Here is a 9,996-nt window from a genome sequence, read left to right on the forward strand (position 1 = left end):
AGGTATTTCGTTCGGGTAAAAAACAGCAGGAACAACCCCAGTACAAATCCGTTGAAAGCGCCTAATGCACTGAAAAAGAACAGGATTTCCTTGCCGGTATTCATACGTAAGAGGTTGCTACGTCAAATGTAGTGGTTTGAAAACGGCATTTCAAGCGTCCGAATAAACCTCACTACGTTGGTTGAGTAAGCGCTGGTACGTAGTGCCAACCGGTTGGCACTACGTATTACGTGTCGGCACTGCAATTGTAAGTCCGATTACGGCTTAAAACCGTCCACCAGCGCGTTCAGCAGTACATCTTTTTGTTGGAGATCGTAGATGTATTCCCAGAACATCACACCCGCCAGTTTCTTCGATTTAACGTATTCAGCTCTGTTTTTGAGTGATTCGGCGTCGGCGTAGGAAATAAACATGTGCGTGGTAGGATTCCACAGATAAGGCGATTTAGCCGTATCGTCCCAATAGCGGGTGAAGCCGTTTTTGTTGATGTATTTTGCCATCAGTTCGTCATAACTGATAAAATAATGCTTGCCGGGAGCGGGTTGGTACAATCCCTTGTTTTCATCTTTGGCATCGGCCCAGCCGCGACCATAGAACGGAACGCCCAGCACAATTTTGTCGGCCGGAATCCCCGCTTTGATATGTCCTTCGACAGCCGAAACACTACCTGTGCGGGCATGAGGCTGCGGGTCCGACTGGTTCAGGGGGCTATGATGACCCGTCTGTTTGTCGTTGCCGTGGTACAAATCATACGTCATGATATTCACGTAATCAAGGTATTTATGCGCGTTGCCCAGTTCCGTATGATAGACGAAAGCGGTGTCGCCCCCAGTGGCCGATGTGAGCAGGTAATGATTCTTGCCCGTACGTTTATCAAGTTTGCCCTGCTCGTCCAGCTGATTGCGGATGGCTTTTAGAAACAACGTATAATTCTGTTTGTCTTCGGGCCGGTAAATATTGCCAGCGCCAATCTGAGCCGGGTACTCCCAATCGATATCAACACCGTCGAGCTTGTGTTTTTTCAGCAAGGCCACAGCACTGTTAGCGAATTTCTTGCGCGATGCATCCGTCAGCGCGGCATCCGAAAAGTATTTGCAGCCACCCCATCCACCGACCGAAATCAGGATTTTTAAGTCTTTATTAACTGCTCTCAGCGACGTAAGGGCCGCCAGATTGGCTTCATCTTTGGGTTTTAACGGAGCCAGCTCACCGTTTTGGGCTGGAACCGCAAATGCGTAATTAATATGCGTTAATTTCTGAGCGTCAATCTGTTCTTTCGTCCAGCCGTTGCCTGTTACGTAGCCAATGACAACGTACGGTTTAGTCGACTGGGCAGAAACAGGAAGCGTCAGGGATGAAAAGAAAAGCGCAAGCAGCATCGCAAGGCAATAAACGAAACGATTCATTGATGAAAAATTGAGGTGGTTAACTCCCAAAGATAAACACGTACGCGGCTTGAGTAGCGGACTTTTGTGCGTTAAGCCTTTTTTTTCGACAGTTCGGTAGGAGCAGGCTTTTGCTACGTCCGTTGTTTTGGCATCTTTACGCAGCATGGACAAACTGAACGATCGGTGGCTACGTCTGGTAGGCGTGCCGCTCATTTCAATCGTATCGAACTTTATCTTTTATCAGCCCGACAACGACGCCCGGCAGATCAGCCGCTGGATGGCGCTCGGCGTCAGTCTGGTCGAGTGTGTGCTGGTGTGGGAGGTCGCCCGATTGGGCATAATCTGGGCGCGTAAACGCTACCCGCTTCTGAATCAGACAACGCCCCGAATTCTGACGCAGGTGAGCTGGTTCGTTGTCAGTACGATGGTGCAACGTATTTTGATCGTTTATCTCTACGACGTAACGCAATTCTGGGGCTATCCGATGACCGGACGGGCATATTGGGTCAATACGATGATTCCGTTGCTGTTTGTGGTGCCGCTGGCTACCATTTACGAAGCGCGGTACCTGTATCGGCAGTGGTGGACAACGTATTACGAAGCCGAACAACTAAAGAAAGAAGCGCTGCAGAGTCAGCTCGATTCGCTGAAGTCGCAGATCAATCCGCACTTTCTGTTCAATAGCCTTAGTACGCTTTCATCGCTGGTGAGCGAAAACCCGAAGCAGGCAGAGCGGTTCATCGAAGAGCTGGCGTCGGTGTATCGGTACGTACTGCAAACCAACGATCAGCTGCTGACCACGTTAGCGAGCGAACTGCAATTTATTCAGGCTTATTTTCATTTGCTACAAATGCGTTTCGGACGTAGTGTCGAACTGAACGTAGCGATCGATGAGCAGTGCCAGAACCTGCTGATTCCACCGCTTACGCTGCAGCTTCTGGTCGAAAATGCGGTTAAACACAACACGGCCCTGCCAACGAAACCATTAGCCATTCGCATCTATACGGATCTGAACAATACGTTGATTATCAGCAATACGTTACGTCGCAAGCAGAACGTAGTACCATCGAACCGGACGGGCTTGACAAACATCAAGGCCAAATATCGATTGCTGGGACAGCCCGATATCGTTGTGCAACAAACGGACGACTCCTTTCGGGTGATGGTGCCACTTATTCAGGAAAACCGCTATGACTATTCTTATCATTGAAGACGAAGAGCCCACCGCTCGTAAACTCCAGCGGCTGCTTACCGACGTAGCACCAACGACCCGTGTTGTTGGCATGACCGTCAGCGTGGAAGAATCGGTGGACTGGTTACGTATCAACCCAAGACCCGACCTGATTTTCATGGATATTGAACTCGCTGACGGACAGAGCTTCGATATATTCAACCGCATCGCCGTAACAAGCCCGGTGATTTTTACGACGGCTTACGACGAATATGCCATCAAAGCCTTTAAGGTCAATAGCATCGATTACCTGCTCAAGCCCGTTAAAGAAGCTGATTTACGGCAGGCGCTGGACAAACTGCAGCAACTGAAAAACGTTCTGACTGGTTCAGAAAATAAAGCGGGCGCCAATACCCTGGAAGTATCCATAACAAACCTGCTCCAGCAACTACAACAAGCCGTCCCGGCAACAACCCCCGCCATTTCCGCAACCCCTGCGCAAAGCACTCTGCCATCACCCCGCGACCGCTTTCTGATCAGGCAGGGCCAGCGGTTGTTTTCGGTGAGTACGGATGAGGTTGCGTATTTCTTTTCTCGTAACAAACTATCGTTTCTCAAAACTCGCGACGACCACGAGTGGCTGGTTGATTACACGATGGACGAACTGAGCCAAATGCTCGATCCAAGGCGTTTTTTTCGGCTCAACCGGCAGGTGCTCGCTGAATTACGTGCTATTGATAAAGTTCATTTGTATTTCAACGGAAAACTCAAGATCAACCTTCGGCCGGCCTTCGAGGAAGAGGTGGTGGTAAGCCGCGAAAGGGCGGGCGATCTGAAAAGTTGGTTGGGTGAGTAAAATGGACACTTCGGCTTACAAACCGTCCTTTTCGGTACGTATCGGTTTTCGGTTGCAGATTGTGTGGGCCAGTTTTGCTACGTTAAACAGCAACGATGTATGAACCGCATTCTTCAAACCGCCTTCTTCTGGCTATCGCTACAGCTATCCGTTATCGGGCAGACATTAACGCCCGAACAACTCCAGACTGATTTTGCCCGCTTCCGAACGGCGCTCAACGAAGTGCATCCGGAAATGTACCGGTACACGCCGAAACCGACTTTCGACTCGCTGTTTACGGCAACGGCCGCTCAGCTAAATCGCCCCATGACGCAGCACGAATTTTACATAACGATGATGCCGCTGCTGACTGCCCTGCGTGATGGACACATTAAATGGATTGTGGCCGGAAAGGATGAACACTATCCGTTTTTTGGGGACAAACTCTTTCCGCTGAAGCTTTATTTTTTGGGTGAGCGGGCTTGGGTAGTTGGTAATTACGGAAGCGGAAACGTACCGGATGGCGCCGAAATAAGTTCGATCAATGGCAAGCCAATGGCACGTATCATCCAGACGTTACTACCAAACATGACCTTTGCGGATGGTAACCGAACGGGCGGGAAGCTGGAAGACCTGAATCGCTATTTTTCTGGCTATTATGCTACGTTCATTGGCGCGCCGGATGCCTTCGCCGTTACGTATCGGACTGGAAATGAGGAAAAGAACGTAACGCTTCAGCCCGTGACGGAGCAGACGATTAAGCAACATGTAGAGAAGCACAAACCGGCTGCGCAACGCCCGTTACGGTTGACATTCACGGATAATCAAACGGCTGTGATGACTATTGAAGCTTTCTTCAACGAAATGAATGGTCAGAAATTCAGCCAGTTTCTGCGAGATTCTTTCCGGGAGATTAAAGCCAAAGGAATTCAGAATCTGGTGCTCGATCTGCGAAACAATGAAGGAGGTGAAGAAGCACTCGGTGTATCGTTGTACAGTTATCTAGCCAGCCAACCGTTTCGCTACTACGATCACATCAGCGTTCGGCAGAAAAAGACGTATTCGTTTCCGGCCTGGACATCGAAGCTCTACCGAATGGCAAAATTTCTGGTTGTGAAAAAACGCGGGGATGGCTACGTATTTACCGCGCAGCGTGGTCTGAAAACGACGAAGCCGCAGAAAGACGCCTATCTGGGTAAACTGTACGTATTGCTCAACGGAAATAGTTTTTCCGTGACGACGGAGTTTGCCGCCCGCGCTCATGCCGACAAGCGTGCGACGTTCATTGGACAGGAAAGTGGGGGAGGCTACAAGCTCAATAGCAGCGGTATTTTTACGATTACGCAATTACCCAACTCAAAAATCGATCTCGGTATAGGTATGTTTGGTTTCAACATGGCAAACGTATCGGCCTATCCCTATGCCGATCGGGGCATTATTCCCGATCACCTCGTTGAACCCACTGCCAACGACGTACTGAATCACCACGACCGGGTTATGGATTATACCCTAAAAATGATCGCGTCTCCGCAATCCGCCTTGACAAACCGTAAGTGATCAATACGTTGGCAAAAGAGAGTCCGGCAGAGCGGTTGATATTTATAAACTGATTTGCCGGATTTTTGCGTGGGCACGTACCGGGAACGTACCGACTCCTTTGAATTTTGGAGGAATGGCACTGAACGTAAAACCATCATCGGGTGCGGCTGATAAGTTGCACAAGTGTTCAACAATCAGGATGTTGGCCCCTAATAACGTAGTATGAACCGGACGACTACGCCCCCGTGTATCGTCGATATTATGCGAATCGATGCCGACCAGCTTAGCCCCAGAGTCGCGCAGATACGTAGCGGCTTCGGCTGTTACGTATGGGTGGTTGGTAAAATATAAATCCGTATTCCAGTGCGCATCCCAGCCCGTATGAATGAGCACTGCCCGGTTGCGGATCTCGTGGTTTTGCAGATGAGCGGGTGTAATGGCAAGCGTTTCGGAATAGGGCACCCGAATCACGATTCCTTCCAGATCGGTAAATGCTTCCAGTCCAATTTCCGATAAATCGTGTCCGTCGGCGAAGCGGTGAAAAGGGCAATCCAGATACGTTCCCGTGTTGGTCACCATCTCTATCTTACCAATCTGAAATTCGGTTCCAGGTTCATAAAGCTGGCGTGAGTCTTCCCGGCTCAGGTAATCGCAAATGATTGGTGCGGGCAACCCTTTATACGTAATTAAACCGTTTTCAATGGTATGGCTTAAATCAATAAACAACGGTCGATCAACTTTTTCGTGAATGGGTTTCTGCATAAAACTATGGGTTAATCCTGCGTGTATTTACTGCGCAGACGCCGGGCTACGTCGGCCGCCAGTTCGTACTGCATGCTGTCGTAGAGTTGCCAGCGCGAGGGCGGAAACAGATCGGCACTTTTTAAACTTTGCCCGTTCAAGGCTCGTTGGTCGCCACTAAAACTTTGCCACTCGGTTTGCCAGTTTCGGCTTTCCCAAACCGATTCTTCCCAGCGTATTTTTCCTGTTTCCGTATCCAATGCCCGCATACGCAGGTCCAGGCCCGCGTGAATTTCCCGACGATACGTTGTGAGCGTACCCGATACTTTTTCCATAATGTCGACTTTGGTCGAATCATTAATTTTCTTTTCGCCGACTTTATACGTCTGATTGCTATAAATGGTTGTAGATGAGGAGGATGTATTTTCACGATACGGTGTGTAGTCGGTTACAACCATCTGAACGGCCTGATGGATGGGATAGCCTTCGCCGGCTGTTTCGTCGGGCGGATACAGTCGCACAAGTTTTGATGGAGCTGTATCCTCACCAATTTTTCTGAGAATCAGCCGCTGGAGTTCGGCATTTTCGTAGGCGCTAATTTCGCGGGTTGGACTCAGCGGCTCAACCACGACTCGTAAAATAGCAAAGGGCAGGGCATCTTCGGCTTTGGCGCGAGCCTGCCGGTAGTCAGGAACCCAATCGAGGGCTTTCAGGTAGTTCTGATACGCATCTTTAGCCGCCAGCCGATTTTCTTCCCGATACGTAAACGCCTGCTCAGCCGCTTCGTAACGGTCGGCAGCGGCCAGCTGGCGCGTGTCGCTCAACCGATCGGCGTACGACGCGGGGTAAGCGTCCAGCCATTCCGCGCAGGTGTTGCACGTTCGCGCATTATCCGTCAAGGCTTGTAAGGCTGTATATTCCTTATAGACGGTTTCCCAGCGAAATGCGTCGGAATTCGAGGGAGCCGATAATGTTCGGATAGCGCTCTGGTGCTGCTCGTAGGCTTGCAGGAACGCCTGCCGTAACACTTGCGTGGCCAGCGGATGCCCCCGTTTGCTCAGGCCGGGCCGTTGCAAGAGTCGATGGGATGCGTTCTTGACGGCCAGGTCGAAATGGCCTCGTTTAAGGGCGGTTTTGCCGCTGCTACAGGCCGTTAGCAGTAAGGTGATTGTGCAGAAAAAGAGAAGAGGGCGGAACATGGTAGTAAGATACGTTTTTCAAAACATTCGACAACGCAGGTTGTAGTTGGTTTATCTTTGATTCGAAAAAAGGTCTGCTCGTTGGATCGCCTGCCTGATAAATCATGTCGAAACACCGACGTAATCACTCCGCCGAGAAACTTCTCGGCACTTCACCCGGTACGCTCACCTATGTTGGTGCGGAGATTGAACACGCCACAAAGATCAAACGTATCGAATACAATGCGACTGATTACCATATTGACGATACGAGTAAATTAAGTGCCTGTCGGTTACCCGTTTCTACTACGCCCTACGTCAACTGGATTGATGTTGACGGGATTCACGAGTCGAAAGTGGTAGCGGCTTTAGGGCAGCAATATCATCTGCACCCGCTGCTGCTGGAAGACGTGCTCAATACCGAGCAGAAACCCAAAATCGACATTTACGATGAGATGTCGAATGGCAACGGAGCAGTAGGGCCGACCAGTTCGGTGATATTCGTAACGCTCAAAATGCTTCACCATAGTCGGCAGCGGCAGGAAATCGACGTTGAGCACATCAGTCTTGTATTGGGCAAAAATTACCTGATTTCGTTTCAGGAAGAACGCACCAAAGACATATTCGAACCCGTTATCGAACGTATCAAAGCATCGTCGGGCAAAACCCGACGTAACGGAGCCGATTATCTGCTGTACGCCCTGATGGACGTTATTGTCGACCATTATCTGCTGATTACCGAACGTATTGGCGATAAAATGGACGAGATAGAAGAGCAGATCGTGCAGGAGCAGGCCAATCAGCAGACATTAGCTACGTTATATAAGCTTAAGCGTGAACTTGCCTTTATCCGACGAACAATAAATCCCGTACGCGACATTATCGGTACCTTGCTTCGGGAAGAATCGGACCTGCTCCAGCACAGTACATTACCCTACCTGCGCGACCTGTCGGACCATATCAACCAGGTGATTGAAACGCTGGAGTCGTACCGGGAATTGATTGCGGGGCTGATGGATGTATATTATTCGATCGTCAGCAACCGGATGAATTCGGTTATGAAAACGCTCACCATTATCTCGTCCATTTTCATTCCCCTGACGTTTATTGCCGGTATTTATGGCATGAATTTCGACAATATGCCAGAGCTACGTCAGCCATCCGGTTATTTTGTGGTTTTAGGGTTAATGGTCGTTATTGCAGTGGGGGAGATCATCTACTTCAAACGACGCGGCTGGATGTAAACGCAGGCCGCTGACCGGGTTACCCGCATATAAATTACCTATGTTGACAAAAGATTTTCAATTAATTCATAAACAGTGGGTTACCGACTCCCGGCAGGTAATGGCGGGTGGGGCTAACAACCAATTTGCGCAAAGCGTTTTTTTTGCCATTCAGGGCGGTCATCACGATGGTCATGCGTTCATCGGCGACCTGTACCGAAAAGGAATTCGCCAGTTTGTTGTAGAGCGATCCGCCATGACGCCCCTCCGCCGGGCCGAACTGTTACGTTATGCTGACGCCGAATTTATCGAAGTCGACAGTAGTCTGCAGACGCTGCAAAATCTGGCGGCCCAACAACGACGACAATTCTCGATTCCGGTAATTGGCATTACGGGCAGTAACGGCAAAACCATTGTGAAAGAATGGCTGGCCCAACTGCTGTCCGATGACTACGTGGTGGCCAAGAGCCCGAAGAGTTATAATTCACAGTTGGGGGTTCCGCTGTCTGTCCATGAACTGACGGAGAACCATACCTTAGGAATTTTTGAGGCCGGGATTTCCAAAACCCATGAGATGGAAGCCCTCGAAGCCATTATCCGGCCAACGATCGGGGTTTTTACCAACCTGGGCACGGCACACGACGAAGGTTTTAGGACGCGCAAACAGAAAATAGCCGAAAAGCTGCGGTTGTTCGTCCACGCCAATACGTTGATTTACTGCACAGATTATGTCGAAATTGATGAGGAGGTGAATCTGTTGCTGAAGGCTGTCAACCCGAAAATGCGTTTCATTACGTGGTCGCTGACGGGCAAAACCGCTACGTATCAGGCTGCGCTTGATCAGGATCGACTGAACATAAGTGAACAATCCGCTACGTATCAACTCAAACTTCCGTTTGCAGACCCTGCATCGGTTGAAAACCTGCTGCATTGCCTGATCACGATGCTGACGTTACGTACCTGGAGCAACGACGAGCTGCAAAGCCGGCTTAACCGGTTGCGTCCGGTTTCGATGCGTCTGGAACAGAAAGAAGGTATCAACAACTGTGTATTGATCGACGATTCGTATAACAACGACGTAGCCGGTTTACAGCTCGCGCTACGTTTCCTGAATCAGCAGAATACCCGAAATCGGCGGGTCGTTATTCTGTCCGACGTACTGCAGTCGGGCCAGCCCGAAGCGGATCTGTACGAACAGGTTGGCGAATTGATACGTAATAACGACGTTGAACAGTTTATCGGTATAGGATCGCTGGTGAGCCAGAATGCCCAGTACTTTGCCAAAAACAGCTTGTTTTATCGCACGACTGAGGAGTTTCTGACGCAGTTTCCGTTTGCCGACTTACGGGACAGTATCGTGTTAATCAAAGGTGCACGGCCATTTTCGTTCGAGCGAATTGTGCACCGGCTAGAGCGGAAAGTACACGGTACCGTTCTGGAAATCAACCTCGATGCGCTGACTCACAATTTGAATTATTACCGTGAAAAGGTTGGGGCTGAAACCAAAATTATGGTAATGGTGAAAGCGTTTGCCTACGGAAGTGGTAGTGCCGAAGTTGCCCAACTGTTACAGTTTCACCGGGTCGATTACCTCGCCGTTGCTTATGCCGATGAAGGGGTATCACTCCGCCAGAATGGTGTCGACGTGCCGATCATGGTCATGAATCCCGCCGGATCGTCGGATCGTCCTGAAACCTTTGCTACGTTGCTGGAATATAACCTCGAACCCGAAATCTACAGTATGCGATTACTGCGGGATTGGTGTGAGTATGTTGGCCAGGGGCAGGGATGGCGCGGGGAAGGGGGTAGCCCGGGCTACCCGCTGCATCTCAAGATTGATACTGGCATGCATCGACTGGGGTTTCTGGAGTCGGAAATTCCTGACGTGGTCGATTATTTGAAGCAGCATCCGTCGTTACGC

Annotated in this window: 8 protein-coding genes; 5 read left to right on the plus strand and 3 right to left on the minus strand. The window is 50.0% G+C overall.

Annotated elements, in window-relative coordinates; all coding sequences use genetic code 11:
- Window positions 1-257: 257 nt before the first annotated feature.
- The gene (locus ACOJS8_RS03585; protein ID WP_420147168.1) at window positions 258-1,379 is read right to left on the minus strand and encodes a glycoside hydrolase family 18 protein; all 1,122 of its coding nucleotides are present in this window, start codon (window positions 1,377-1,379) and stop codon (window positions 258-260) included.
- Between the two features lie 172 nt (window positions 1,380-1,551).
- On the opposite strand from ACOJS8_RS03585, the gene ACOJS8_RS03590 reads away from it, so the two are divergent.
- From ACOJS8_RS03590 to ACOJS8_RS03600, 3 genes are all read left to right on the plus strand, one after another.
- Entirely contained in the window at window positions 1,552-2,598 is a 1,047-nt protein-coding gene (locus ACOJS8_RS03590; protein ID WP_420147161.1) for a sensor histidine kinase, read from the plus strand.
- Window positions 2,579-3,415, plus strand: coding sequence for a LytR/AlgR family response regulator transcription factor (locus ACOJS8_RS03595; protein ID WP_420147162.1), 837 nt, complete (start codon window positions 2,579-2,581; stop codon window positions 3,413-3,415). Before ACOJS8_RS03590 ends, ACOJS8_RS03595 begins: the two co-directional genes overlap by 20 nt.
- Window positions 3,416-3,514: 99 nt before the next feature.
- On the plus strand, window positions 3,515-4,951 hold the full coding sequence (locus ACOJS8_RS03600; RefSeq protein WP_420147163.1) for a S41 family peptidase: 1,437 nt from the start codon (window positions 3,515-3,517) through the stop codon (window positions 4,949-4,951).
- 42 nt (window positions 4,952-4,993) lie between these two features.
- On the opposite strand, the gene ACOJS8_RS03605 is transcribed toward ACOJS8_RS03600, so the two are convergent.
- Window positions 4,994-5,695 carry a cyclase family protein gene (locus ACOJS8_RS03605; RefSeq protein ID WP_420147164.1) on the minus strand — a complete coding sequence of 234 codons (702 nt, stop codon included), beginning with the start codon at window positions 5,693-5,695 and terminating at the stop codon, window positions 4,994-4,996.
- An 11-nt stretch (window positions 5,696-5,706) separates the two neighbouring features.
- On the minus strand, window positions 5,707-6,873 hold the full coding sequence (locus tag ACOJS8_RS03610; RefSeq protein WP_420147165.1) for a hypothetical protein: 1,167 nt from the start codon (window positions 6,871-6,873) through the stop codon (window positions 5,707-5,709).
- A gap of 104 nt (window positions 6,874-6,977) precedes the next feature.
- Between ACOJS8_RS03610 and corA the strand changes: the two genes are divergently transcribed.
- Both corA and ACOJS8_RS03620 read left to right on the plus strand, forming a co-directional pair.
- Window positions 6,978-8,096, plus strand: coding sequence for a magnesium/cobalt transporter CorA (gene corA / locus ACOJS8_RS03615; RefSeq protein WP_420147166.1), 1,119 nt, complete (start codon window positions 6,978-6,980; stop codon window positions 8,094-8,096).
- 40 nt (window positions 8,097-8,136) lie between these two features.
- A partial coding sequence (locus ACOJS8_RS03620; protein ID WP_420147167.1) for an alanine racemase occupies window positions 8,137-9,996 on the plus strand: 1,860 nt, incomplete at its 3' end.

The organism is Spirosoma sp., assembly GCF_048594605.1.
Lineage (GTDB): Bacteria > Bacteroidota > Bacteroidia > Cytophagales > Spirosomataceae > Spirosoma.